Here is a 23,766-nt window from a genome sequence, read left to right as displayed (position 1 = left end):
TAAATATATTAGATACCGCAGCGTGTATTTAAAATAAATACCGATACATTTATATGTTAAAATAGCACCTTGACATCTTTATAAAATTTCAGTATCCTTTTAAGCAGATGTATTTGACCATCCTGGTATGTGAAAATATTAACGAAATAGTTTAATAGTAATTTTATAGACATTCATGGCGTAGCTACCGTTTTTAGAAAAACGAGGTGATACAACATCATTTTAAACAGTACCAATCAGGCTCTTTTTAAAGGTTGCTTACCAACAGAAACACAGACTAAAAATTTAATATAAAATGATAAGGCTTTCATTAACCAGGTAAAAGTAGATTCCTATTTCCCAAGTCAGATAAAAACTTCGAAATCTCCATCATCAGAAAGGTGTGATCGCATGACTGTTATTATCTTTAACGATAGTCTCACAGCAACAATTAGTGAAAAAGGTGCTGAGCTAGTTAGTCTCAAGTCAAACGGAATTGAATACATCTGGCAAGGCAATCCGACCTACTGGAAATGGCATGCGCCAATCCTCTTTCCCTTTATCGGGCGGCTTAAAAATAATCATTACAGCTATAAAGGCCAACAGTATCAAATGCCCGAGAACGGATTCGCCCGGGACTGCTTATTCGATTTGGTGGAACAAACAAATGAATACGCTATCTTTTCGCTGAGTTCAAATCCAGAAACGTTAAAAATATACCCATTTATCTTTCATTTAACCGTGAAATATGAAATATGGGGTGAAGGCCTGCGCGTGCATTACAACCTCCAGAACCTAGGAGAAGAGGAAATGATTTTTGCTTTAGGCAGCCGCCCAGCCTTCAATCTTCCATTAAAGGAAGAACACAAATTTGAGGATTATTATTTCTCTTTCTTGCCATCAAAGTGTCGAATTAACATGCCTTTGGAGGAACAGTTTGTTAATTTAGAGCAGCGGACTCTGGGGCAAACCAATACCTATTTAGGAATCAACCATGAACTTTTCAGCAACCATTCATTGATCTATGAGACACGAGGATTCAATGCCTTTACGATTGAAACGGAAGATTGTCCTCATAATGTCACGGTCGCTTATAAAAATATTCCTTATGTATCTTTGTGGTCCCCATATCCTGAGAAAGCTCCCTTTGTCTGCATCGAACCTTGGTGTGGGCTTGTAGAGACCACGGATTCAAACGGTCGGCTGGAGGATAAAGTAGGAATGAATCGATTACCGGCAGAGGAACAGTTCAAGACCCAATACTCCATTATCATCCACTAAATTTAACCACAAAAAAATGACCTTCATTTCTAAGCTGTTTTCACCAATTATGCTTAGAAATGAAGGTTCCTTCAAAAATTTATGCTTGTCATAATCCTCATAAAAATATTATGGTAAACTTACAACCTTGCAAACTATTACTATGAAAAATCTCGTTCACCGATTGTAATCTGTTGAAGAGTGGTGGTTACTATTGCTTTTTGTTGTGGTTCTAATCGTTGGACAAAGGATTTTATTCCCTCAATTGCTATCCCCTCTTCCTCCATTTGAAGTACATCCTCCCAAGAGGTAAGCTTACCTTCCTGATAGTGATTAATCAGCAGCAGCAATCCTAGTGCTAATTCAAACGAAACATTTTCAAGCAGCTGCAGACAACATTCACGAGAAACTACATCTTGTTCCAAAAAATCTAACAGATCATAGGGAGAGTTGATTTTCTTCATTAAATACTTTACCTGCGCCTGCTGATTTTTCAGCGTTTCGACAGTTTCCAGTATTCTAGCAAAATCAACTTCAGACATTGCGGGAGTCAGGGTCAACAGATGCTGTTGGACCTCCTTCAACAGTAAAACATTTTTTATTGATGCCATCCCATCTAATGAAAGTACCTGCTGGACAAAACGATGAAAAGTTTGTTGATGATAAGGCTGAGTATTTAAAAACTGAACTAACTCAGCCGGAAAGTCCCTTTGAAGAATGCTGCTATACACAAACTCCGTTTCTGGTAATGTTAGCAGCAATGAAGATACCCCTGAACCAGTGATTTGTTTGGCAACCCATTGATTGAAAATTACTTGGTATAAGTTGTTGATATCCTGGCGATAGCTGAAGCCTAAGCGTTGTTGGTAAACCTGCAAAAGTTCCTGGATCTGATCGGAGGAAATTCGGGCGATGAAGTTGTTTTCTTCTGACAAGCGCTGAAGATATTGTTGAACAAAATCAATTCCTTGATACTGTTGATCATCAACAGGGTTGGCTAGTTGATAGTCTATGAATGCTCCACCAGAAACTGTAGCACCATAATCTAAATCGTAGGTACAGAAAAACGTACCGAACTCAGCTAACGTATCCTCCATCGATTCAATTCCATAACTATGGAGATTTTCCTTTAGCTGCTGGTAAAAATTAGCTGTTTCCTGCAGTTTTTTGGTCAGTATTTCTTTTCCATTCTTAAAACGTGCTTCAACAGAGTGGCCCTCGATGGCATGATCCAGTACAAATTGAACAGACAAGCGAATTCCTTCGATTTCATCTATCGGCATCACACTTGTTCCGCTTAACCGTTGTTGAACCTTTTGGATAAGAAACTGCTGGAATTCAGCATTGTTAAAGTAGCTTATCTCGAACATTTACTCATCCTCCTTACTTACTGGGAAATCCTCAATATACCCTTGCAGATACTCCAAGTTACCATCAAATTTTTCATAGATTTCCTGTAGTTTTTCCCAAAGTACTTCATCTTCGGCTGGGTGCAGGCTGTGCAAATAGTAAAAGCTTTCCTGCAAAACCTCCACCATAGTTAAATAGTCCCTTTTCGTCATTCGCCGCTCCTGTGCAGCTTGTTCCATAAAATGCAAAGTGTTGGATAAACTAAAATCAATTAGGTGATGATCCTTTAACGTCTGATTTCGATTGTCCAGTACTGTCTCAACATCAGCTGCCGTCAATCTAAAGGATTGATTGTTCAATTGCAAAAGCTGATTTATCTGCTGAGTCATTTGAAGCTTTTCTTGCTGATTAAATAACGATAGATCATACTATGCCATTTCCTTCTCCTGCCTTTCCACAGACTAAATACCATAGTCTGACAGAGAAGACAATATTGAAATTCTGCTCGTTTTATGGTAATATAAAAGAGTGGCTGGTGATGAAAAAAGTATCCATTTAACCATTTCTTAACATCAACCCAATCTAATTACATAATGAATCAATTATAAAAAAACAGAGAGTGCAAATAATTTGCACTCTCTGTTTTTGTCCCTAACAGCGTAAAATGCAAAGTTTTCTCTACGATTAATTGACCACTTTATTCAACGTAAGTGTCACCTTCTTCAACAGTCCAAAAAAAGACACGCAAATCACTGCGCGTCCATCAATCCTTTTATCTAGTTTATTACTTGTTCCATCGCCTTAACCTTTTCTCTGTATGATCCAGGTTCATTGTTAAACAACGCTGAAGTTCCCACTACATATAGGTCTGCTCCAAATTGACTGATGGCTTTTGCTGTTTCAACATGAATATTTCCATCAACCTCAATCAAAGGGCGCTTCGGTTTGTTAGCAATCTCTTGGTTTAGTAAAGCAATTTTATTTAATACGTGCTCTTGAAAGGATTGACCAGCGAACCCTGGATTTACAGTCATTATTAAGATCAATTCCAGATCATCTAGGTAAGGAAAAATTGATTCCACTGACGTCTCAGGACTCACAGCAATGCCCGCTTTGCAATTTGACGCATGAATTTGATCTATAATTTTACTAGGATCATCTGTTGTCTCCACATGAAACGTAATATAATCCGGCTTTATTTTGGCAAACATTGTTACATATTTTTCTGGATCAACACAAGCTAAGTGGATATCAATTGTAAATTTTTTAGTTTGAATAATCGGTTCCAATACATAAGGACCCATTGCTAAATTATTTACAAACTGACCGTCCATTACATCACAGTGAAGCCAACTAATTCCTGCCTCGTAAAGCTTCTTCAACTCCTCAGCTAAATGTAATTGGTCAGCACACATGATTGAAGCTACTACTTTACTCATAACTTAGCTCCTTTTTTATGGATTCATAAAAATCGCCATAGCTTCTTTGGCATTCTTTTTCATTGCTTCAGTGGCAGCCAGCGAAATTTCGTCAAAGAAGATCGGTGCCCCAGCATCCTGTTCAATCAAAAATTCTTGCACCGCTTTTCCAGCCGCTTTATTCATATAAGTATAGTAGTTGATTTTGCAAATACCGTTTTTAATGGCGATTTTATAATTTTCTTCCGAAACCCCTGAGCCGCCGTGCATAACAAACGGTACGTCAATTTTATCCTTAATCAGTGTAATTCGATCCAAATCCAGCTTTGGTTCTTTCAAATATACTCCGTGAACGGTTCCAAAACCAATGGCTAAGCAGTCTACTCCCGTTTCTTCTACAAAACTTTTCGCTAAATCAGGATCAGTGTAGACATCATCCAGATCTGCATAGTCTTCACTGGAATCTGATCCGCGACCTTCTCCGCCGCCAACTGCCGAAGTGAAGATGTGACCTAATTCAGCCTCCACGGAAACTCCAACAGCGTGAGCGATTTTGACAATTTCTTTGGTTTCATCACGATTTACTTCATATTCTTTGCTGGAAGCATCGTACATCACTGAAGTAAAGCCCATTCGGATGGCCTTGACACACATTTCAAAAGATGCGCCATGATCTAAATGTACAGCTACCGGAACCTTGGCCTTGCGAGCGTAATCTAACATCACTGGACCAATTTCTTCTATTGATACTAAACCTTCATGGACCTCCGCATGTTGCAAAATTACCGGTGAATTTAACTCTTCAGCCGCTGCAACAACGGCTCTAATGGCCTCTAGGTTGGGAACATTGAAGGCCCCCACTGCATATTGCTTCGCCTTTGCTTCAGTCAAAAGTTCTTTTAAGGTTACTAACATCTTACTCCTCCTCGGTATTTGGAGAATCATTTTCAGGGAAAAATGATTCTGATTCTTGCTGCACTACCCTTCCATTTAGTTATCATTAAAAGTGGAAAGGCTATTCTTATCGTTTGAAGCGATATTCAAGATTGGTGGAGAAGACATCTGTATACACATAGGAGAGTTCGATCGGCTTATCGTCAAAGTAAGCCATATTATTGACCACCATGACTACTGCTGGATTGGTGATGTTCAAGTATTGAATTTCAGTATAATTTGCCATGCGGGCACTAATTTTCTGACTAATAATTTCCGGATAAATCCCAAATTCATTTAAGGTTTTCCATAACGACTTATCCGTTAAGTCATAAGTACCGATTTCCGGACAGCGAGCTAAAGGAATAAAACTTTCAGTCAAGGAATAGACCATGCCATCCACACTCCGTAAGCGTAACAGATAAAAAACATAATCGTTTTCCTTGATTTTCAGCTTTTTACTAAGCTCCTTGTCGGCTTCAAATACATTCTTTTTCAATACTTTTGAACTAATCTTCTTTTTTCTGGAAACAATATCTTCATAGAATCCAGAAATATGCATACTTGAATTGATTTTTACATCTCGGTCGGGAATAATGTAGCCTTTCCCTTCAATATAGGTCACAATTCCTTGTCTTTCCAATGATTCTAAGGCGCGCTTAACCGTCGTTCGGCTTACCTTAAAGGTATTTGATAATTTTCTTTCACTAGGCAACGGTTTGCCCTGACCACTTAGAACTTTAGCTAAATTTTGAATATCGTCACTGATCTTTTTGTATTTCGGAATAAATTCTTCCATTGAAAAACCTCCTCAATTGTCCGTTCTCATAAGAAAGTCTTCCAAGGAAGAATTCTTTAAACAGACAGCCTTACTTGCTCTATTGTCAATTTGATTATATCCCATTTTTTATAAACCGACATATCTAAGAAGAAAAAGTCAGGCTGTCTATTAACTAAAACTTCACTACCACTCGATATTTATCACCTTTGATTGCTGATTTGAATCCTTTCTCAACGTCCTCAAACGAAACAATTTCACTAATAAATGGACGAACATCAATCGTTCGTTCACTAATCATTTTGGAAGCCCGTATAAAATCACGACTATTGGAGTTAGCAGTTCCACGAATACTATAGCCACCCTTGTGCAGCTGATCCGGACTGAAACCGACTGGCTCATCTGGATAAAAGGAGGAATAAAGGATTACTCGACCGGTATTAGAAACAATTTCGATGGCATCTTGAACTAAATCCGCAATAGGTGTTGTATCAAAAACAACATTGGCCCCTAATCCATGAGAAATCCGTGCTACCTCTTCCGCTAAGTTTTGCGTACCTGAGTTTACAATATACTGAGCCCCATTTTCCTTGGCTAACGCCAAACGTTCATCATTTAAATCACAAGCAACTACTGTGGCACCACTTTTCACAGATAAAGCGACATGCAGCTGCCCCATAATACCGCAGCCAATCACTACTACAAGATCTCCATATTGGATATCAGCCGTCTCACAGCTGTGAACGACACATGACAGTGGTTCTGTTAACGCAGCTTCTTCAGGTGAAACATTGTAATAATGGAACAAATGCTTCGGCTCTACTAGCATGTACTCTGATAAACCACCCATTCCTTTATGTGGCAGACCTTCTAAATGTTTACTGTGATCAAAATCTAAACAATTTTGTTCTTCGCCACTCTTGCAAAATTCACAATTGCCGCAAGCCAAATTTGTCCCAAAAACCACTTTGTCTCCAATTTTCCAATTCTTTTGATCAATTTCACTGCCTAAATCAACAATTTCAGCCGCAATTTCGTGACCACCAATGAAAGGATAATCCACTTTTTTTACACCCGTGTATACCCGCTGTTCCCAAGTACAAATAGCACATGCATCGATCCTAATCAAAATCTTATTAGCGGATACTTCCGGTTTTTCACACTCCTCAATTCGTAAATCCTCTACTCCATAAAAAACTGCTGTCTTCATCTAACCATCCCTTAAAATATATTTAGCGCGCCAAAGACTACGCCTATCACCACAAGAATCAACATAACCGTGGTGGATTTTAACTTTTTCTTCACCAATAAGTACAAGGTTTATAAAGTAATTCTAACGTCAATGATTCACCTGTGAAACTACTGATAACAAACCAGCCCTTTTTGCTTCTTAATCGAAAATCCTTTGGTTCTAAAAAAGAACCATTGGTACTATTCACAAACCCAATATAACTGTTGAGAAATAGATTGTCAATAAGAAAAAAATATATTTTCCCAAAGTGTTGTCAAATCAATGTTTCAGACACTTTTTCATGGCACAAAAAAAGAGCCATTTACTTATACAAATGACTCTTAACTATATTTTTCACATAACTTGAGGTTTTTTGACATTTTTTTTAGAACCACTTTGCTGATAAAAAATAAGCTCTCTACTAAAAGAGTTGGACCGGAAAACTGATGGATTTTTGAAAAAACAACCAAGCAATGCCGAAAAGGCTTCGCTTGGTTGTTTTCGTCTGAGTAATTAATAATTTACACGAACACCAAAATCTGGTGTGAAGTATTGAGTAGATCCATATTTTACATCTTCTCCTGGTTGAGAGGCATGAATATAGCCATCACCACCGGTTGAAATTGCTACGTGATAAGTTGCTCCTTGATCTCCCCAGAACAGCAAATCACCTTGTTGTGCTTGATCAACGGCAATTTGAGTACCAGAAGATTCTTGTGGTACTGTCCAAGCACCGATATCTTGACCAGTTACTTGTTTATAAACATATTGAGTGAACCCTGAGCAGTCAAAGCCATCAGGTGTTCGCCCACCCCATTCATAAGGAGTACCAACATATTTTTCAGCCTCTTGAACAATTGCTTCGCCAGTTGGATTGGCTTGGCCTTGCTGCGTTTGATCAGTAGCTGGTTGTTCTGGTGCTGGAGTTACTTGCTGTTGATTATTTGTTGCATCATTTGATTGGTTAGTATCAGGTGTTACCTGTTCAGTACCGTTATTCACAGTATTATCAGGAGCTACGTTATTATCTGCTGCTGGTGCTTCACCCTGATTTGTAGTATCTGGAGCCGGAGTAACATCCGGTGTCACAGTATTATCTTCAGTAGGAGCAGGATCTGTTTTAGCAGGTACTTCAGGAACTGGTTGTGTTTCAGGTACAACTGGCGTTTCCTGTAATACTGGTGTTTCTGTCCCCAAATTTTCGACATTTGGAGTTTGCTCTGGTGTTGGCGCAACATCGACATTAGCAGTGTAATCTACAGCAGGCGCAGGAGTTGGTGTAGCTGTTGCTCCTTTACCTACGATCACTGATTGACCAGAATAAATGACATTGTCTTGTAAATTATTCCATACAGAAAAATCTTCCGTAGTGATTCCAAAATTGGATGTGATTGAAGACACTGTATCACCAGATTGAACGACGTATTGGGTTACTGGCTCTGATGTCGGAGCTGCTGCCGCTACGGGTGCCGGCGTTTCAATAGCTGGTTGTACCGCTGCTACAGTATCATATTTAGTTAAATCATTTTCTTCAATTGCTGAAATTAAAGCATCCGCATAGCCAGGTTGTTGAGTAAAACGACCTTCCAAAGCTTTTGCGGCTGTTTGGTAATCACCAGCATTACTCTTCCAGCTATTAGCAAAATACAAATCTTGACCATCTTTTTCAGTGGTCTTCATGATTTCTACATAATCCTGTGCTGCTTCTTTGAATGAACCATAAGTTTTTAGTTCTTTTTTAGAAGTAACAGCAGCACCTTCAGTGAAGTCTTCCTTGTCCAACATAGCTGATTGACCTTTGTATTGGCCTTCAAATCCGAACAAGTTATAATAAGGGGCTTTTGCAAAGCTGTTTTGTCCCCAGTTGCTTTCTACAATTGCTTGTGCCATCATTACTGAGGCGAATAAGTCATTTTTTTCAGCTAAAGGCTCTACAACTTTAGCAATTTCGTTGATGAATGCGGCTTTATCAACGTTTGATGCGGAGACTGTATTGTTATTGTCTACGGCTTCTACTTCGTTAACGCCAAATAACGGTGCCGCTACAGAACAGGTTACTAGTGCGGTGCCGACAACAGCTGAGCCCTTCTTTAAGTAGTGATAATTATTAGTAAAACGACGCTTTTGTTGGCGTAATTCTCTGCGTGTGAGTACTTTCTTCTCCATTAACACCTCTCCATTCAATAAAATATTACTTCATCTTCGATTATATCACATTTGGGAAAAACTCGTGATCAAAAGCTTAGATTTTTTTCAACTTTTCGAGGAAAAATTGATGTTTACTGACGTTTTCACAAATTAATTCTTTCAGGCTGGACATGTTTCTTTCTTTAAATTAACAAAAAATAAAGATAATGAATTGAATTCTTTTGAGCCTTCTCTATCGAATTTTCTTTGCCAAACGATTACAATAGAAAGAGACAGGAGGTCGTTATGTTAACACTCAAAGAAAAAGTAAAACAGCTTCCTGAAACACCAGGAATTTACTATATGAAAAATGCTCAAAACCAAGTAATTTACGTGGGAAAAGCCAAAAAATTGAAGCAACGCGTCAGTTCCTACTTCGTTAACAGTAAAGCACATGCTAACAAAACAAAGCAAATGATCCGCTTAATCGACGATTTCGATTTTCAAATGGTGGATACTGAATTTGATGCTTTGGTACTGGAATGTGAGACTATTCATGCTTTACGACCACCCTTCAATCGTTTAATGAACCATTATGAAGAATATGGCTACTTTCAGTTTCTAGATACCTCTCCTTTTTTCAAGGTTTTAGATGACTGGTCCGATAAAGGCTTTGTAATTGGCCCTTTTTATCGAAAAAGTAAAATGTTGGAATTTAAGGATACGATGAACAGTGTGTACCATTTGGAAGGCCCTTTGCGCTATGCCAAAGGAGTCGTAGCGGATTATCAAAATATCTCTCCTAATGAAGAGTTTCTCTTGCGTTTAGAAGAAATTAAACAAACTTTACTGGGACGTTCAACAGAGGTATTGACTCGTATTGAAGAACGAGTGGAAGCTGCCAGCTCTCGCAAAGATTTTGAAACGGCTCAAAGATGGTGGAGTAATTACTTAATGGTTGAACGTTTTTTACGACGTAACCGCCAGCTGTTGCAAGCGACCAATGATTCGGTTTTTGTTGGTATTTTACCGGAAAATAACAAGTATTACTGCTATCTGTATGCTAAAGGGCAGTTAATTGGTCGGACTATCTATCAAAGAAAGCCTCAACCGGAGCAAGCCTATCGTCGTTTGTTGAAAAAAGTTTCGGCTAATAGCTGGCAAAAATTGCAGGAAAAAAAGTATTTAGATAAACAGGATGTGGACCTTTTTCCAATCTTTTTTAACTATCTTCAGCGCAATGGACAAGTCAATCGCTTTTCTTGGCCGGAGCAGTAAAAACAATTTGTATTCGATTTCAAAGATTGCTACAATAAACTCACCACACCACAGAATGGAGCCTTTACATGCAGATTGAACAAATTCTAAAGCCTGAACAGTGGGTAGTTTCCATGTCAACCCACATTTCTTACGAACATCTACCAAAATATATTGGTACTGCTTTCGCGGAGCTATCCGCCTACATTCAAAAGAATGAAGCTCAATTAGTTGGCACTCCGTATATCTCTTATCTGAATTTAGACGAAAGTGGTCAAGCGAAGGACGAGCTGCAGCATGTAGAAATCGGTTTTCCAGTGGAACGTTTACTGCCTTCAACTGCACGCTTTCAAGCGTACCAGCAACCAGCTTATCATGCAGTACGAACAGTCTTCATTGGGGATTATGAAGTATTGACTGAACCTTATCAGGAATTACTGCAGGCTATCAAAGAGCTAAACGGCATTTTTGCTCAGCGGAGCTACGAATATTTCTTAACGGATTCCAGCATACCTTTGGAACAGCAAGAAACGATGATTGAATTAGCTTATATGCCTAAAGAACGGTCAACTATTTTAGAGTAAACTCAAACCACCAGTATAGAAATCTATACTGGTGGTTTTATCTGTTCATGTATTTAAAACTAACTTAGTCGCTCCAACTTATAAAGCTAAGGGCCGGTTATCTCCTTCATGAACAATTTCACGAAAATCAGCTAAACCTTCTTGCAAACCTCGAATCAAAATTTCGGCAGTCCCGATATTTGTAGCTAAAGGAATCTCGTAAACATCGCTTAAACGAATCAAAGCATTTACGTCTGGTTCATGGGGCTGAGCAGCCAGAGGATCCCGTAAAAAAATTACCATATCCATTTTATCCTCAGAAATCAAAGCACCAATTTGCTGGTCACCGCCTAGTGGTCCTGACTTAAAACGATGGACTTGCAATTGAGTGGCTTCCATAATTCGGGTACCAGTTGTCCCAGTAGCATACAATTGATGATCCTTCAAAATCACTTCGTAAGCCGTGACTAACTTTACCATCAAATCTTTCTTGCGATCATGAGCAATTAAAGCAATATTCACGTGATCTCTCCTTTTTTAAAATGTTTGTCCCCATTGATCAAACAATAGTTGATCTCCTTCAGTATGAGCAATTGTTACACTTGCATTGGCAAAGGGAGCACCCTCTCGAGTTTTGGCTAAAGGAATCCCTTGCAATGTCTTCAACAAAGTTCTTAAAACAATTCCATGACTAACAATAAGAATCGTTCCATCAGGGTATTTTTGCTTCAGCTCTTTCAAGACTTCGTTGGTGCGAGTCAGCAAGCTATCATAGGTTTCGGCCCCGATTGATTCAGCATCAAAAAGATCTGGCCGCTGCATGTAATGATCAAACTCTGGATGGTCTGATACACTATTAATCTCGACGCCTTCCCATTCACCTAAGTTTAATTCAATAAGTCGACTATCGGTAGTTAAAGCACCCGCATCCAATTGGTTATGATGGTCCAATAAAATAGTAGCCGTCGTTTGCGCGCGCATTTGTGTCGACGAAATGACTAAATCAAAAGGAACATCCTTTAACTGTTCAGCCAATCGTTCCGTTGCCTCTACGCCCTCTTTTGTTAAGGGTGAATCTACTGTTGCACCGTTAAACCGTCTTTGGCGGTTAATTTCAGTTTCTCCATGTCGAACAAAGTAAAATGTAGTCAATTGAGTTTCTCCTTTAATCGTTTAAAAATCCTGGATTTCTGTAAACTATTCATTTCTTTTCATGATAAGTATACAATAACCCCTGTCATTTTAGAATGACTAATCCTTACAAATTTTAGATAATCACTGGGGTTCTTGGAAACAAAAACCTTCGTTTTGCAATAGAAATTTCTGACTTTAACTATGCTGTTGAAAATATTCCTGCTCCTGTTGCTGCATCCGCTCTCTTTCCTTTTGGTTATACCAAGGCGAAACAGTGAATGCCAATACATCATTAATTAAGTAAACAGAGCTGTTAATGAACATTGCCAGGCTTGCTGAACCATGAGTAAAAGAAATAAACCATAAAACCATTTGAGCTAAGCCTGAAGCCAGCCACCAATAATACTGGTTGTTGTAACGTAAAAAACTGATAATCCCTGCAGACAAGCTAATAGAAAAAGCAATGGCATCAATCCACGGACGAGGATCATCAGTGAGGCGTTGAATCAAACTACCGGAAACAAAATAAACAAGAACTGTGCCGATAATCGCAATCATCCAGCTTTTACCAGTGAATCGACGAATTTTGCTAGCCATATTATTGTTCCACTCTTTACTTAAAAGTACAGGGATATCCAAAGTAACCATATAAGCAATTTGCTCACCGATACTTAAGTAATTTTTAGCGGAATAACCAACAACAATAAAACAGGCTGCTGACAAGATTCCTAAAATGCCATTAACAGATTTGGCCGCATTGATTGACAAAATACACAAAACGCCTAAGTTAGTTCCTATAAAAGCTATTATTGATAACCAAGTGATCGGACTATTGACTAATGTCATCAGCTGACACCCAAGACTAAAATAAAACAAATAGTAATTTTGTTGTGGCCATCCTTTTAATTGATGACCTAAGAAGTGCAAATAAGAACCCATGTGAAAACCTCCAAATAAATAATATTCCTCGAACATCCTACCTCTTTTCTTTATGAAGGTTAAACGAAACGTTTGGTTCCCCTTACTTGGCTTTTTCAAGGTATATTTTTTGTTAATTATGACGAAAAAAGCTACTCTTAAATTAGAACGAGAAAGAAAGGTGAACAAGATGAAACAAGTACCGGAAATCAAAATTAAAATGACCGAAGTGAATGAACGATTAGACGAAGGCTACCTGCTTTTAAGCGAATTACGTAAGGAGGCAGATGCTCCAGTGGTCAAGGCGCGTTTGCTGAACAAGGAAATTATCGCAATTTACGGTCAAGAAGCAGCTAAAATCTTTTATGATCCCCGCAATTTCAAACGTGAAGGTGCGATGCCTAAGCTAGTATTAAAAACCTTATTTGGCGAAGAAGGTGTTCAAACCCTTGATGGTCAGGATCATACCCATCGTAAAACGATTTTTATGGAGCTAATGACTCCTAAACGAATGGAAGAATATCACCGTATCTTGGACCGCCGTTTGACGGAAAAACTTGATCAGCAGCATGGTGAGTTTACCTTGTTTGACATAGCGAAGGATGTATTGTTCCATTCTATTTGTGAATGGGCAGGCATCAATCTAGCTGACTACAGTGAAGAAGAAATAGAAACATTGACTGACTATCAGATTTCCATGATCAGTTCAGCTATCACCAGCCCTACCGCTCACATTAAAGGCGTTGAAAATCGTAACAAATCAGAAAAATGGGCTCAAAGCTTAATTGAGCAGGCTCGTACAAATCCGGTTTCTGGTAAAAAAGACGTTGCTTTGTACGCTTTTGCTCAAGCTACTGATTCTAATGGTGAGTTATTGCCAATTGATACAGCAGCGGTAGAATTATTGAATATTATTCGGCCAACAGTCGCTTTAACAGTTTGGATCGCTTTGATGGGGCATGCGCTATTCAGCCGTCCGGACATTTATCAGCGTTTAAAGGCCGAGTTTTCGGAGCTGCAGGATTCATTTATTCAAGAAATGCGTCGGTATTATCCTTTCTTCCCAATGCTGCCAGCCTTTGCAGTGAAAGATGTTGAAGTTGATGGCTATTTGATTCCAAAGGACAGCTGGGTTGTGTTAGATATCTATGGTACAAACCACGACGAGCGAACCATCGAAACACCAGATGTTTTCCGTTTGAAACGCTATGTAGGCAAAGAAAAACATATTTCTTATGATGAGGAATATGAAATGATCGCCCAAGGAGGCGGAAAATTTAATGAGATGCATCGCTGCGCGGGTGAATGGATTACCTTGCACACTATGCGTGTTTTTTCTGATCAATTAGTAAACAAATATACCTTTTCTATTCCTGAGCAGGATTGGGAAATTCCAATGAACAGCTTTCCAACCTTTCCTAATAGCAAAGCCAAGCTTTACAAAGAGTAGCGAGACGAAATTGTTGCCTTCTTTGAAGCAAGGAACCATAATAAGGGCGATTGGAAGTGAAAATTATGGAAACAAAAATTCCTATACACGAAACCCTAATTATCGGTGCGTTATTGGCAATGGCTGCTGGCAGCTTAGATGCCTATACTTATTTAGTACATGGTGAAGTTTTCGCAGGCTTGCAAACAGGAAATTTAATTCTCCTGGGTATCCATCTTTTTGCGGGAACAGGGCCCGGCGTAAGCCGCTATCTGATTGCAATTGGCGCCTTTATGATAGGAACAGTTATCATTCGACTCCTGCAGCAGCATTATCCTGAAGATCGGAAACCCAGACGACAGTTAATTGTGTTAGCTTGGGAGATCATTTGTATAGTAATTGTTGCTCTCTTTTCTGCACAAATTGCTGATTATTGGGCCAGCGCACTGTTGTCCATTACTGCGGCAGCTCAATTACAAGAGTTTCGCAAACTAAAAGGAGCTCCCTTTACTTCTTTGATGATGACTGGGAATTTGCGGACATTGGCTGCTGATTTAGCGGATGGTTTCTTTTTAAATGATAAAAAAGCTCTTCAAAAAGCCAAGGATATTGGACTTATTATTGTAAGCTTTGTTTTTGGAGCGACCTTAACTAGTGTCTTAGTTCCCTTTTTACAAGATCAAACCATTTTATTATCAGGACTATGGCTAGTGTTAACCTTTGTTCTTTTGATTATTTCACCACTAAAGATGGCACACAAGTAGAAGAAACTGCACATGACTAGAGACTTGTTAAAAACATAGGCGCTAGTTATTTGCAGTTTGTTTTTCTTAGAATTTATGAAGCTTTTCCACTATGAAAAACCAATACAAAAACCAGTGACTTTGTAAGCGGAATCACGTATAATAATTAAACACGGGGTTTGGTGAGGAGCGAAAAAGATGGAAAAACGACAACAAAAAATGAACAGCAATGAATTCGCAATGGGCACAGCTGCGGCATTTAGTCTAATCTTAGTGAGCATTCTTTTGATTGCCCGCATTATAACCGACCATCAGGTGATGGATATTTTAAGTTTGATCTCAGGTGCAGTTGGGGCATTTTGCTACGGAAAATTTATTATGATTAAGCATAAAAGCTGGCTGATTGTATCTGGTGTTTTCTTCTTAGGCTGTATTTTTTTCTTCATGAAGTACATTTTGTAGCGAAGCTTACTATAAAAAGGACTTGTTTTTGTCGACAAGTCCTTTTTTACATTATGATAATTTATCTTCAAATTCTAAAAGTGTGGTTCCATAGGAGTTATCAATTGCGCACAACCATTGTCCTTCCACCTTTTGAAACACATAAGTAGCTCTTCGCTCCATCGAAAATTCTGAATTTTTGACGGCCTCTTCACTAGCTTCTAAGAAAGTTTGGGCTAAAACTAGGACAACATCTCCACCTGATAAATAAATCATCTTTCCTTCGGTTGGTTTAATGGAGTTAGCAAAATAAGCCGCAATCTTAATGAAGGCCGACTTGATCTGGGCTCTCCCATGAACTTCCATCCCTGGTTTAACCACCAGCACAGCATCTTGAGTGTAATGATTTACCAATTCATCAAATTTTTCAGCCTGAATTAGACGATCACATTCATCGATGATTTGCTTAATCTGTTTTTCTACTCGTTTTTCCAGCATACTATCACTCCCCTGCTTTTTTAATATTTTTGACAGTTCAACACTTTAGTTGAAAACTGCTCTGTTTGCCTTCTTTTGACTTTAAAAGTGTTACAATACATATTAACAGTTTTATACTACACGTAAAGGAGTTTTTTATGTTCAAGGACTTAGCACTATTGGTTGACTATCTGACTACATTTCCTAAAAATGCCACCTTTGAATCGAATACCTTGCTGATTGCGGGGAATAGCATTCCTGAGTTAACGGAAGCTGCCGCACACTTTTGTCAACAAAAGACTGAAATTACTCAGGTGATTTTTGCTGGCGGGATTGGTCATGGTACTCAACGTCTAATCGAAAGCATTAAAAAGCGTGGCCCTGAAATAAGTTTACCTGACTGGGAAAAGAAATCAGAGGCAGAAATTACAGCTGCTTTATTTAACAAGTATTATCCAACTCATGAGCTAACTTTTTATCTGGACACTCAATCTACTAATACAGGAGAAAACGCCCAGTTCTCTCGTGATCTGTTTACCAATGAAAATCGACCAAAATCTTTCTGGCTAGTACAGGACCCGCTTTTGCAGTTGCGCAGTTATGTCACTTTGCTGCAAGAATGGACTTTGTCTAAGGAGGCTATTCAACCAATTCCTTTAGAACCGCCAGTTTTAATTAGTTACGACAATGCGCCACAGTTCGCTAATTCTGTAATGAACGATTGGTGGAGCTCCGAGTATTTTCTTTCTTTAGTAATCGGCGAAATTCGGCGCTTGCAGGATAATCCCAACGGGTATGGTCCGAAGGGTGCAGGCTTTATCCCCCATGTGGATGTGCCTTCTGAAGTGATTGACAGCTACCAACGTTGTCAGCAGCTATTGCAAAATGATGTTCGAAAGGTCTAAAAATCCCCCAAGAGTTAACTCATGGGGGATTTGTTTTAAAATTAAAAGGCGGGGATGTTTGCTCCAGCAGAACTATTTTTAATGTAATCGGCTACTTCGCTTGTTGTCATCGCTTCTTTTAAGACCTTAATTTTTTCACTGTCTTTTTCATCAGCACGAGTGACTACTTGCAAAGCATAATGCTTACTCGCCTCTTCATCTTCTAACAAGATCGCATCTTTTGTAGTGAGCTTAATTGGTTCCAAATACGCAGGATAACAGAAGACCATTGCGATATCATTTTCATCATAGGCTTTTGCCAAATTCAATAGATCAATTCGTTCAAAGGTTAAGTTTTTAGGATTTTTTATAATGTCATCAATGGTGCCGTCAAAACCGACTCCTTCTTTTAATTCAATAATGCCTTTAGCATTTAAAATAGCTAGTGCCCGTCCTTCATTGGTTGGGTCACTAGGGATGCCAACTTTCCCATTGTCAGGCAGTTCATTGGCATCTTTGTATTCTTTGGAATAAAAGCCGCCAGCAAAATAATAAATTGGTTGGACAGCTACCAGATCTGCTTTCTTTTCTTGGTTGAACATCTTCATAAATGGTTCGTGCTGCGCAAAATTTGCATCAGCTTCTTCATGCTGCACAGCATCGTTATAAGCTACATTATCGCTAACTTCCATAATATTGATTGTATAGCCTTTCTTTTCGGCGTCCTTTTTAGCAATTTCCAAAATGTCTTTGGAGGATTCCAATTGCACTGCTACTGTAATTTCTTTGTCATTCTTATTTGCTGCAGAGTCCTTTCCTCCACAAGCTGCGAGCATCAAAACTGCTGCCAAAACCAATCCAACCAAATAAACTTTCTTCATTCTTTTTCCTCCTATTTTCGTTTATCAATTGTTTGGGCTAGTAAATTTCCCATCATTTGTAAAATAAAAACCAAGGCAATCATAATAATAATGGCAACGTACATTATTCCATATTCATATCGTTGGTAGCCGACTCGAACCGCAAAATCACCAATTCCTCCACCGCCAACAACGCCCATCACTGTTGAATAAGACACCATGCTTACAGCAGTAGTAGTATAGGCCAATACCAATCCGCTTCTAGCTTCTACTAATAAAAAATTCCAAATATATTGCAGTTGAGTCGTGCCTAATGAATTAGCTAGAAAATAGATTTCTTCTGGGACATCTAGAAGAACTTGTTCAACTAAGCGAGCAAAAATCGCTACAGCAACAATACTTAATGGAACCGATGAAGGAATTGAACCAAAAGCTTTCCCCAACATCCCGCGAGTTACCGGAATTAACGCGATGACCAATAGTAAATATGGAAACGAACGTATTACTGTGACAATAAAATTCAGACCCCAATACAAACCAAGACGATTTCCCTTGACTTTCGGATTAGCCAAAAACAAACTTAATCCTAATGGTAAGCCAATTAGTAAACAAACAGCCATTGAGATCGCCATCATAATTCCTGTTTCTTTTAGCCCGATTATTAGTGAAGGCCAATATTCCATAAAGGTTTCGGGAAATGTCATGCCTGTAAACTCCTTTCTACCTTTTGCAGATAAGAAAGGTTGTCGTCTAAAAACTTGCGAGGATTGTTCTTGAATTCTCCAACCAGTTGACCATTTTCCATTACCAAAATTCGGTCACACAAGCTTTTTACCGTTTCCAATTCATGGCTAACAAAGAAAATCGTTGGCTTTAATTCTTGGTGAGTTTTATGCAATAAACGAACAACTGTCTCTGTATTCTCTTCATCCAATGAGCTAGTGGCCTCATCACACAACAGCCATTTGGGATTTCGACTTAAGGCACGGGCAATGGAGACCCGTTGCTTCTCACCTCCAGAAAGCTGCGCTGGATACATTTGAGCCTTATGGTCCATATCAACGAAGTTTAATAGTTGATTGATTTTCTCCGGTCGCTTTTTCTTTAACAGCTTCAGTGGCAACGCAACATTATCGATGACTTTCAAATTTTCCAATAAATTGTAGTTTTGAAAAATCATGCCCATTTGCTGCTGCTGTTGACGTAGGGCTTTTTTAGAGAGGGTTTGAACATCTATTCCGTCAATCAAAATTTGTCCTGAGCTGGCCTGCTCCATTAAATTCAGCAAACGCAGCAGCGTAGTTTTCCCAGAGCCGCTTTTTCCAACAATCCCAACAATTTCTCCTGCCCGAACGGAGAAGGTTATCTCTTTTAGTGCTTGTGTTTTTCCGTAAAGCTTCGACACATTTACCAGCTCTAACATAGGCGCCTCCTAAGATAAAGTAACAGAATACAACAATCAATTATTCTGTACTAAAAAAGAAGTTCTCTCCTGTCACAAAAGAACACCCATTTTACAAGTGCGTTTCCAACTATCTCTATAATCCCTTAAAACAAAAATAATTTCAAGTTTTTTATTCTAAAGGATTAAAACAGCTGTTTTTTATCTGTATCATTTCATAAGATGAAAAGCTGTTATAAGAAAACACGTATTATTCAATTTACTAATCTGCTAATTCTTTTTGCTTTCTTAGTTATTACTTATTTTACTTTCCAATATTATATACAAGCGTAAGACAAACAAATAGCCAAACAGAAAATCTGCCTGGCTCAATGAGATATCAATTTTATTTAATTCGAATTCGGATTCTTCAAGCTTAAGCTTAAATAAATCCGATAACCTTTTGCCATAAGTTGCCTACAAAATCTGTTGCCTGCTGCCATAATCCGCCTAAATTAGGTGAAGCCAAAAAAGATTGAATGTTAGTAATCATTTGGTCCTTATAAGTGTATAAAAGGAACAGTAAAAATAAAACTCCGGCAATACGCCACAAGAACGAGCCAACTTTAACAACAAAATAGACTAATAAGCCAATAAATACTAAAGCAATTATTTGATCCATGACGATCCCTCCTACAAGAACTATTATCGCTGTTTTCCCATTTTTTCTCATGGGTCCTGCGCCCGATTTGTTCTAAGTCTTTCATCAGTCTCACTAGTTTATGCTGAAAAAGTGAATTTTCCTAGAAATCCAGCTTGGTTTTTCCTTAGAATGTTTTCGGCTGGTTTGATAGCAAGCTTTGTGAGAAAATGAAGCACGGAAAGGATGATATATATGTATTACCGGTTAGCAGAAAAAGAAGATTATCCTGTTTTGGTTGAATTATGGGAAAAGTCTGTTCGCGCTTCTCATACCTTTTTAAATGAACAGGATTTATTGGCAATCAAGCAAGAACTGCCCACGTATTTCCCGCAGGTTACTTTAAAAATTTGGTATGATTATGATCAATTGGTTGGTTTTAGCGGAACTACGGAGCATCATTTAGAAATGCTGTTTTTGGCTCCTCAGCATCGGCAAAAAGGATTAGGCAGTCAAATTCTTCAGCAATTAATTGAAAAAGATCATATTCGTTCAGTGGATGTGAACACTCAAAATGAAGCTGGCTTGCATTTTTATCTTAAACAAGGGTTTCTAGTGACTGGAGAAAGTCCCTTAGACGGTCAAGGACGTCCCTACCCTCTCACCCATTTAACCTTAAAAAAATAAGTAAAAATACGCAAAGAAAAACAAATTATTTATGAGAATTCCTTCACCTAGATTCTTTGGAAGCTCTTAGTAGATTAACGGTATTTTTCAAAACTAAGGGTTTATTATAAAAGTATAAATCGTAAAGTGAGGAGAAATTATGCCCATCGCTACCGAGAAAAACCTAGAAGAATTAAGTCCTTTTGAATTAAGTTTATTTTTAGAGAAAAAGGTTCATGAAGAAAATAAAGGCAAAAACTTATTGAACGCTGGTCGCGGGAATCCTAACTGGACGGCTCCAACGCCTCGTGAAGCATTCTTTTTATTAGGACAGTTCGCTACACAAGAAACGCTTCATGACAATGGCGAACTAACCGCTGGTATGATTACAGCTAAAGAAGGTCGCAGCCAAAGATTTATCGACTTTTTGACTGCACATCCTGGTAAAGGCAGTAATTTTTTAAAAAAAGTCTGGTATTCTGATAACAATTACTTAGGACTGCCTAAAGAGGATTGGCTAACTGAAATGTTAGACCACATTATTGGCGATAACTATCCTAATCCAGTACGCTGTCTAACAGCCTGTGAAGGACCAATTAAAGCATATTTGAACCAAGAATTATTTGCAGACTCTACAATCCCCTTTGATATTTTCGCAGTAGAAGGTGGAACTGCGGGCATCTGTTATATGTTTGATACGTTGATGAACAATTTTCTGTTGCATCAGGGAGACAAAATTGCGTTGATGCTGCCAACCTTCGCACCTTATTTGGAAATTCCTGAATTGCCGCAGTACGATTTTGATGTGGTGAAAATTCAAGCCCAACAAACCGTACTAGATGGTAAATCTAGTTACCAGTTCCCTGACAGCGAAATCAATAAGCTGCGGGATACTACTATCAAAGCTGTTTTTGTAGTAAATCCCAGCAATCCAACAGCAAATGCGATTTGTCAGCCAACAATTGACTTAATTAAAGAAATTGTTGCGACTGATCATAAAGATTTAATGATTTTGACCGATGATGTTTACGGGACCTTTGTACCTACGTTTAAATCCTTGTTTGCGGAATTACCTTACAATACTGCTTGTATTTATTCTTACTCTAAATATTTTGGTGCCACCGGTTGGCGAGTTGGAACGATTGCCGTGGCAAGAGACTCGATTTTTGATCAATTGATTGCGAAACTGCCAGATGAATCTACCGCTAAATTAGCTGCGCGATATGCTTCTGTGTCCAGCGATCCTGGTTCGATTCCTTTTATTGATCGAATTGTTGCTGACAGCAGAGACGTGGCATTGAACCATGCCGCGGGATTATCTTCTCCGCAACAGGTTATGATGACTTTATTCAGCCTATATTCTTTGATGGATGAAGGACAAGCCTACAAAGATGAAGTAATGGCAATCTGTCATGAGCGGGAAAAATTATTGTTCCACACACTCGGCCTAGAAGAACCCTTAGCTTCTTTAGATACCGCCTATTATTGTGAAATTGATTTTGAGGAGTGGGTCCGCAAGCGTTATGGGCAGGCTTTTGCAACCTACTTAAAGAAATCCTGGACAGTGACTAAAATTTTGACTATATTAGCAGAAAAAGAACAGCTGATGCTCCTAAAAGCCAATGCTTTCGGCAGTGGCGAATGGGCAGTTAGGGTATCTTTAGCTAATCTTTCTACCAACCAATATGCTGAAGTAGGCGAGCGAATCATCCACTTAACGGAAAGTATTCGTGATGAATGGTTGAAGGAAACTAAATAATTAGTAAAAGCAGGCATTTTATTGTCTGCTTTTTTGAATTGGCTGAGGAAAAACAAAGCCAATTGGCTGTTTTCTTTCCTATTATTTTACTTTATTCTTGAAAGAAAGTTGAAAGGAGTCATTCTATGGAAAAAGTATTAACCATTGCTGGTTCGGACGCAACTGGCGGCGGCGGATTAGAAGCCGATTTGAAGATCTTTCAAGAATTTGGTGTGTTTGGTTTAGCAGCAATTACTTCAATTGTAACGATGGAACCTAAAACCGGCAAACATACAATGAGTCCACTAGCACCTGCCCTCATTCAGCAACAAATTGATTCTGCTTTTGCTGGACCCATTGATAGTGTCAAGACTGGCCTGCTGCCGAATAAGGAAATCATCGAAATGGTCAGTCGCAGCTTGACGTCTTACCAGAAAAAGATTGTTGTGGATCCGGTAATTGGTGGTAAAGGAACAGATGAATTCGTTCATGCTGAATCAGTGGAAGCGATTCGTAAACAGCTTTTACCGCTAGCCTTTATCACAACCCCAAATTTACGGGAAGCGGGTATTCTTTCACATATGGGCAAACTGAACAGCAAGGAAGAAATGAAATCAGCAGCCGAAATCATTCATTCTTTCGGTGTAAAGCATGTAGTGATTAAGGGCGGTTCACAGTTAAATTTGGATCAAGCCTATGATCTTCACTATGATGGAAGTAACTTTACCTTCTACCCTCACCCGTTGATTCATACTAATTATAATCACGGCGCCGGCTGTACCTTCGCTGCCGCAATTACTGCTGCTTTGGCTAAACAATATTCGGTTACTCAGGCCATTGATTTAGCGATTCAATTTGTGGAAGCAGCGATTCGTGCTGGTATCGCCATTAATCCATTTGTGGGACATGTTTGGCACGGTGCTTATACCCACGCAGAAAAACGATTGGAGTTGACAAACAATGAATAGTGATAAAAAAGTACAAACACTGGTCCTAATTTCTCTCTTTACCGCCTTGACGATTGCTGGAACGATGATCAAGATCCCTTTACCTACAGGCGCGTTTATCCATTTTGGAAATGCTGTCGTCTTACTAGCAGTTTTGTTAACCGGCTATTGGCAGGGTTCCTTGGCTGGCGGGTTAGGTTTTTTCATTTTCGATTTACTTAATGGTTATGCCAACGAAGCACCTTACTTTCTAATCGAAAGCTTTGTCGTTGGAGCTGCAGCCTATACGGGATTTATGTTGTTCAAAAAATATCCCAAGGCTGTCTGGCAGGTGGTAGTAATTGGTATAATGGCGGGAGTTGCTAAGTTTATTATGTCAGTAATCAAAGCAACTATCATGAGTATGATTGCTGGAGCACAGCTAAAACCAGCCTTTTTTGCAGCTTTAGCAACGATGCCAGCAACAGTCATTAATATTTTTTCTACTATTATAATTGTCAGTTTGCTCTACTTCCCACTGCGGCGAGCTATGCAAACCATCTTTCACAATCAGCCTGTTCACTCCAAACCGTAAAATCATTGATTTTACGGTTTCTTTTTATGGTAAGATTA

General features: G+C 38.8%; 26 protein-coding genes. 11 read left to right on the top strand and 15 right to left on the bottom strand.

The features are described 5' to 3' along the window. Nucleotides 1-390: 390 nt before the first annotated feature. Entirely contained in the window at nt 391-1,260 is an 870-nt protein-coding gene (locus I588_RS01280; RefSeq protein WP_010757119.1) for an aldose 1-epimerase family protein, read from the top strand. 140 nt (nt 1,261-1,400) lie between these two features. Here the strand turns inward: I588_RS01280 and I588_RS01275 are convergent, their stop codons facing one another. The 7 genes from I588_RS01275 to I588_RS01245 all read right to left on the bottom strand — a co-directional run bounded on the left by I588_RS01275 (nt 1,401) and on the right by I588_RS01245 (nt 9,115). Continuing rightward, nucleotides 1,401-2,609 carry a DUF6179 domain-containing protein gene (locus I588_RS01275; protein ID WP_010757118.1) on the bottom strand — a complete coding sequence of 403 codons (1,209 nt, stop codon included), beginning with the start codon at nt 2,607-2,609 and terminating at the stop codon, nt 1,401-1,403. Further along, entirely contained in the window at nt 2,610-2,978 is a 369-nt protein-coding gene (locus tag I588_RS01270) for a DUF6323 family protein (RefSeq protein WP_010757117.1), read from the bottom strand. A gap of 387 nt (nt 2,979-3,365) precedes the next feature. Next, nucleotides 3,366-4,028: a ribulose-phosphate 3-epimerase gene (locus I588_RS01265; protein WP_010757116.1), complete on the bottom strand. Its 663-nt coding sequence runs from the start codon at nt 4,026-4,028 to the stop codon at nt 3,366-3,368. Between the two features lie 15 nt (nt 4,029-4,043). Continuing rightward, on the bottom strand, nt 4,044-4,922 hold the full coding sequence (locus tag I588_RS01260) for a class II fructose-bisphosphate aldolase (protein ID WP_010757115.1): 879 nt from the start codon (nt 4,920-4,922) through the stop codon (nt 4,044-4,046). Between the two features lie 106 nt (nt 4,923-5,028). Next, nucleotides 5,029-5,739 (bottom strand): GntR family transcriptional regulator, encoded by a 711-nt coding sequence (locus I588_RS01255; RefSeq protein ID WP_010757114.1) that lies wholly within the window; start codon nt 5,737-5,739, stop codon nt 5,029-5,031. Nucleotides 5,740-5,893: 154 nt separating this feature from the next. Then, nucleotides 5,894-6,928, bottom strand: coding sequence for a zinc-dependent alcohol dehydrogenase (locus tag I588_RS01250; RefSeq protein WP_010757113.1), 1,035 nt, complete (start codon nt 6,926-6,928; stop codon nt 5,894-5,896). A 534-nt stretch (nt 6,929-7,462) separates the two neighbouring features. Beyond that, nucleotides 7,463-9,115, bottom strand: a complete 1,653-nt coding sequence (locus tag I588_RS01245) for an NlpC/P60 family protein (protein ID WP_010757112.1) — start codon at nt 9,113-9,115, stop codon at nt 7,463-7,465. Nucleotides 9,116-9,382: 267 nt separating this feature from the next. Here I588_RS01245 and I588_RS01240 point away from each other — a divergent pair, with 267 nt between their 5' ends. Continuing rightward, on the top strand, nt 9,383-10,354 hold the full coding sequence (locus tag I588_RS01240; RefSeq protein ID WP_010757111.1) for a GIY-YIG nuclease family protein: 972 nt from the start codon (nt 9,383-9,385) through the stop codon (nt 10,352-10,354). A 68-nt stretch (nt 10,355-10,422) separates the two neighbouring features. Beyond that, nucleotides 10,423-10,917, top strand: coding sequence for a GyrI-like domain-containing protein (locus tag I588_RS01235; RefSeq protein ID WP_010757110.1), 495 nt, complete (start codon nt 10,423-10,425; stop codon nt 10,915-10,917). Nucleotides 10,918-10,995: 78 nt separating this feature from the next. Here I588_RS01235 and mgsA read toward each other — a convergent pair whose 3' ends face one another. The 3 genes from mgsA to pnuC all read right to left on the bottom strand — a co-directional run bounded on the left by mgsA (nt 10,996) and on the right by pnuC (nt 12,969). Next, the gene (mgsA, locus tag I588_RS01230) at nt 10,996-11,418 is read right to left on the bottom strand and encodes a methylglyoxal synthase (RefSeq protein ID WP_010757109.1); all 423 of its coding nucleotides are present in this window, start codon (nt 11,416-11,418) and stop codon (nt 10,996-10,998) included. 15 nt (nt 11,419-11,433) lie between these two features. After that, nucleotides 11,434-12,048 (bottom strand): histidine phosphatase family protein, encoded by a 615-nt coding sequence (locus tag I588_RS01225; protein ID WP_010757108.1) that lies wholly within the window; start codon nt 12,046-12,048, stop codon nt 11,434-11,436. A 177-nt stretch (nt 12,049-12,225) separates the two neighbouring features. After that, on the bottom strand, nt 12,226-12,969 hold the full coding sequence (pnuC, locus tag I588_RS01220) for a nicotinamide riboside transporter PnuC (protein ID WP_010757107.1): 744 nt from the start codon (nt 12,967-12,969) through the stop codon (nt 12,226-12,228). 169 nt (nt 12,970-13,138) lie between these two features. Here pnuC and I588_RS01215 point away from each other — a divergent pair, with 169 nt between their 5' ends. The 3 genes from I588_RS01215 (at nt 13,139) to I588_RS01205 (ending at nt 15,582) form a co-directional block, all read left to right on the top strand. Further along, a complete protein-coding gene (locus I588_RS01215) occupies nt 13,139-14,398 on the top strand; it encodes a cytochrome P450 (RefSeq protein ID WP_010757106.1) in 1,260 nt (419 codons plus the stop codon). 62 nt (nt 14,399-14,460) lie between these two features. Further along, nucleotides 14,461-15,141 carry a YoaK family protein gene (locus I588_RS01210; protein ID WP_034693514.1) on the top strand — a complete coding sequence of 227 codons (681 nt, stop codon included), beginning with the start codon at nt 14,461-14,463 and terminating at the stop codon, nt 15,139-15,141. Between the two features lie 177 nt (nt 15,142-15,318). Continuing rightward, a complete protein-coding gene (locus tag I588_RS01205) occupies nt 15,319-15,582 on the top strand; it encodes a DUF6442 family protein (RefSeq protein ID WP_010757104.1) in 264 nt (87 codons plus the stop codon). A 51-nt stretch (nt 15,583-15,633) separates the two neighbouring features. Here I588_RS01205 and I588_RS01200 read toward each other — a convergent pair whose 3' ends face one another. Then, nucleotides 15,634-16,059, bottom strand: a complete 426-nt coding sequence (locus I588_RS01200) for a YybH family protein (protein ID WP_010757103.1) — start codon at nt 16,057-16,059, stop codon at nt 15,634-15,636. Between the two features lie 137 nt (nt 16,060-16,196). On the opposite strand from I588_RS01200, the gene I588_RS01195 reads away from it, so the two are divergent. Then, nucleotides 16,197-16,943: a YdcF family protein gene (locus I588_RS01195; RefSeq protein WP_010757102.1), complete on the top strand. Its 747-nt coding sequence runs from the start codon at nt 16,197-16,199 to the stop codon at nt 16,941-16,943. 41 nt (nt 16,944-16,984) lie between these two features. Here I588_RS01195 and emtC read toward each other — a convergent pair whose 3' ends face one another. From emtC to I588_RS01175, 4 genes are all read right to left on the bottom strand, one after another. Beyond that, complete coding sequence (emtC, locus tag I588_RS01190) at nt 16,985-17,803, bottom strand: metal family ABC transporter substrate-binding protein EmtC (protein WP_010757101.1); 819 nt, start codon at nt 17,801-17,803, stop codon at nt 16,985-16,987. An 11-nt stretch (nt 17,804-17,814) separates the two neighbouring features. Beyond that, nucleotides 17,815-18,486: a metal ABC transporter permease EmtB gene (gene emtB / locus I588_RS01185; protein ID WP_010757100.1), complete on the bottom strand. Its 672-nt coding sequence runs from the start codon at nt 18,484-18,486 to the stop codon at nt 17,815-17,817. Then, a complete protein-coding gene (emtA, locus tag I588_RS01180) occupies nt 18,483-19,205 on the bottom strand; it encodes a metal ABC transporter ATP-binding protein EmtA (RefSeq protein ID WP_010757099.1) in 723 nt (240 codons plus the stop codon). Before emtA ends, emtB begins: the two co-directional genes overlap by 4 nt. A gap of 400 nt (nt 19,206-19,605) precedes the next feature. Next, nucleotides 19,606-19,845: a hypothetical protein gene (locus I588_RS01175; RefSeq protein WP_010757098.1), complete on the bottom strand. Its 240-nt coding sequence runs from the start codon at nt 19,843-19,845 to the stop codon at nt 19,606-19,608. Between the two features lie 213 nt (nt 19,846-20,058). On the opposite strand from I588_RS01175, the gene I588_RS01170 reads away from it, so the two are divergent. The 4 genes from I588_RS01170 (at nt 20,059) to I588_RS01155 (ending at nt 23,728) form a co-directional block, all read left to right on the top strand. Then, nucleotides 20,059-20,490, top strand: a complete 432-nt coding sequence (locus I588_RS01170; RefSeq protein WP_010757097.1) for a GNAT family N-acetyltransferase — start codon at nt 20,059-20,061, stop codon at nt 20,488-20,490. A 139-nt stretch (nt 20,491-20,629) separates the two neighbouring features. Next, entirely contained in the window at nt 20,630-22,228 is a 1,599-nt protein-coding gene (aspD, locus tag I588_RS01165) for an aspartate 4-decarboxylase (RefSeq protein WP_010757096.1), read from the top strand. A gap of 125 nt (nt 22,229-22,353) precedes the next feature. Continuing rightward, entirely contained in the window at nt 22,354-23,175 is an 822-nt protein-coding gene (gene thiD / locus I588_RS01160; protein ID WP_010757095.1) for a bifunctional hydroxymethylpyrimidine kinase/phosphomethylpyrimidine kinase, read from the top strand. Continuing rightward, nucleotides 23,168-23,728, top strand: a complete 561-nt coding sequence (locus tag I588_RS01155) for an ECF transporter S component (RefSeq protein WP_010757094.1) — start codon at nt 23,168-23,170, stop codon at nt 23,726-23,728. The genes thiD and I588_RS01155 overlap by 8 nt, the downstream gene beginning before the upstream one ends. The last annotated feature ends 38 nt before the right edge of the window (nt 23,729-23,766 follow it).

The organism is Enterococcus pallens ATCC BAA-351 (assembly GCF_000407485.1).
In the GTDB taxonomy this organism is placed as follows: domain Bacteria; phylum Bacillota; class Bacilli; order Lactobacillales; family Enterococcaceae; genus Enterococcus_A; species Enterococcus_A pallens.
This window is presented reverse-complemented; position numbering and strand designations above follow the sequence as displayed.

Excerpts from the sequence above, each read along its gene's own strand:
- I588_RS01280 (WP_010757119.1), top strand. The coding sequence starts at position 391 with ATGACTGTTATTATCTTTAACGATAGTCTCACAGCAACAATTAGTGAA.
- emtC (WP_010757101.1), bottom strand. The coding sequence starts at position 17,803 with ATGAAGAAAGTTTATTTGGTTGGATTGGTTTTGGCAGCAGTTTTGATG.
- emtB (WP_010757100.1), bottom strand. The coding sequence starts at position 18,486 with ATGACATTTCCCGAAACCTTTATGGAATATTGGCCTTCACTAATAATC.
- I588_RS01215 (WP_010757106.1), top strand. The coding sequence starts at position 13,139 with ATGAAACAAGTACCGGAAATCAAAATTAAAATGACCGAAGTGAATGAA.
- I588_RS01260 (WP_010757115.1), bottom strand. The coding sequence starts at position 4,922 with ATGTTAGTAACCTTAAAAGAACTTTTGACTGAAGCAAAGGCGAAGCAA.
- I588_RS01205 (WP_010757104.1), top strand. The coding sequence starts at position 15,319 with ATGGAAAAACGACAACAAAAAATGAACAGCAATGAATTCGCAATGGGC.
- I588_RS01195 (WP_010757102.1), top strand. The coding sequence starts at position 16,197 with ATGTTCAAGGACTTAGCACTATTGGTTGACTATCTGACTACATTTCCT.
- thiD (WP_010757095.1), top strand. The coding sequence starts at position 22,354 with ATGGAAAAAGTATTAACCATTGCTGGTTCGGACGCAACTGGCGGCGGC.
- I588_RS01170 (WP_010757097.1), top strand. The coding sequence starts at position 20,059 with ATGTATTACCGGTTAGCAGAAAAAGAAGATTATCCTGTTTTGGTTGAA.
- pnuC (WP_010757107.1), bottom strand. The coding sequence starts at position 12,969 with ATGGGTTCTTATTTGCACTTCTTAGGTCATCAATTAAAAGGATGGCCA.
- I588_RS01255 (WP_010757114.1), bottom strand. The coding sequence starts at position 5,739 with ATGGAAGAATTTATTCCGAAATACAAAAAGATCAGTGACGATATTCAA.
- emtA (WP_010757099.1), bottom strand. The coding sequence starts at position 19,205 with ATGTTAGAGCTGGTAAATGTGTCGAAGCTTTACGGAAAAACACAAGCA.
- I588_RS01250 (WP_010757113.1), bottom strand. The coding sequence starts at position 6,928 with ATGAAGACAGCAGTTTTTTATGGAGTAGAGGATTTACGAATTGAGGAG.
- I588_RS01155 (WP_010757094.1), top strand. The coding sequence starts at position 23,168 with ATGAATAGTGATAAAAAAGTACAAACACTGGTCCTAATTTCTCTCTTT.
- I588_RS01235 (WP_010757110.1), top strand. The coding sequence starts at position 10,423 with ATGCAGATTGAACAAATTCTAAAGCCTGAACAGTGGGTAGTTTCCATG.
- I588_RS01265 (WP_010757116.1), bottom strand. The coding sequence starts at position 4,028 with ATGAGTAAAGTAGTAGCTTCAATCATGTGTGCTGACCAATTACATTTA.
- I588_RS01200 (WP_010757103.1), bottom strand. The coding sequence starts at position 16,059 with ATGCTGGAAAAACGAGTAGAAAAACAGATTAAGCAAATCATCGATGAA.
- I588_RS01245 (WP_010757112.1), bottom strand. The coding sequence starts at position 9,115 with ATGGAGAAGAAAGTACTCACACGCAGAGAATTACGCCAACAAAAGCGT.
- I588_RS01175 (WP_010757098.1), bottom strand. The coding sequence starts at position 19,845 with ATGGATCAAATAATTGCTTTAGTATTTATTGGCTTATTAGTCTATTTT.
- I588_RS01270 (WP_010757117.1), bottom strand. The coding sequence starts at position 2,978 with ATGACTCAGCAGATAAATCAGCTTTTGCAATTGAACAATCAATCCTTT.
- I588_RS01240 (WP_010757111.1), top strand. The coding sequence starts at position 9,383 with ATGTTAACACTCAAAGAAAAAGTAAAACAGCTTCCTGAAACACCAGGA.
- I588_RS01275 (WP_010757118.1), bottom strand. The coding sequence starts at position 2,609 with ATGTTCGAGATAAGCTACTTTAACAATGCTGAATTCCAGCAGTTTCTT.
- aspD (WP_010757096.1), top strand. The coding sequence starts at position 20,630 with ATGCCCATCGCTACCGAGAAAAACCTAGAAGAATTAAGTCCTTTTGAA.